The sequence below is a fragment of the Bartonella vinsonii subsp. berkhoffii ATCC 51672 genome (genome assembly GCF_902825225.1).
GTDB classification, from domain to species: Bacteria; Pseudomonadota; Alphaproteobacteria; order Rhizobiales; family Rhizobiaceae; genus Bartonella; species Bartonella berkhoffii.
Genome location: NZ_CADEAK010000104.1, coordinates 1 through 567 on the forward strand (window position 1 = coordinate 1; position 567 = coordinate 567).

1 protein-coding gene is annotated in these 567 nt (G+C 43.4%); it reads left to right on the plus strand.

Annotation, left to right across the window (positions count from 1 at the left end; translation table 11 throughout):
* Positions 1–413: glycine--tRNA ligase subunit alpha (locus tag J7R10_RS08465; RefSeq protein ID WP_208436462.1), on the plus strand; the 413-nt coding region annotated here is incomplete at its 5' end.
* Between the last annotated feature and the right edge of the window lie 154 nt (positions 414–567).

Sequence of the window (567 nt, forward strand, 5' to 3'; positions counted from 1 at the left end):
CAGGAGAACTTACCTACGGGCTTGAACGTCTAGCAATGTATATACAGAGTGTTGATAATGTCTATGATCTTAACTTTAATGGTTTAGATGGCGAAAACAAAATAAGTTATGGAGATATTTTTTTACAAGCAGAGCAGGAATATTCATACTACAATTTTGAGTTTGCGGATACCAAATTGCTGCACCAGCATTTTATCGATGCAGAACGCGAATGCATCGCACTTCTTGAGGCTGGACAACCAAATCAAGAAAAGGGCTTACATCTGGGCGTTTTTCCAGCTTATGACCAATGTATTAAAGCTAGCCAGATCTTTAACCTTTTGCAGGCACGTGGCGTTATTTCTGTGACTGAACGGCAAAGTTATATTCTTCGCGTTCGTGATCTCGCGCGCCGTTGTGGTGATGAATTCTAGGTATCTAAAAGTGGTCAGAGATCCCCTTAAGAACACGCTTGGCATCTGCTCTTCTTGTGGCACTTTTTAACCATGAGGTCCCCGCTCGCATGCTACTCAAGGCTCCCGCCGACATCAAACAATCCGTTTCAGATCAACTTCTGAAGGCGGGCTA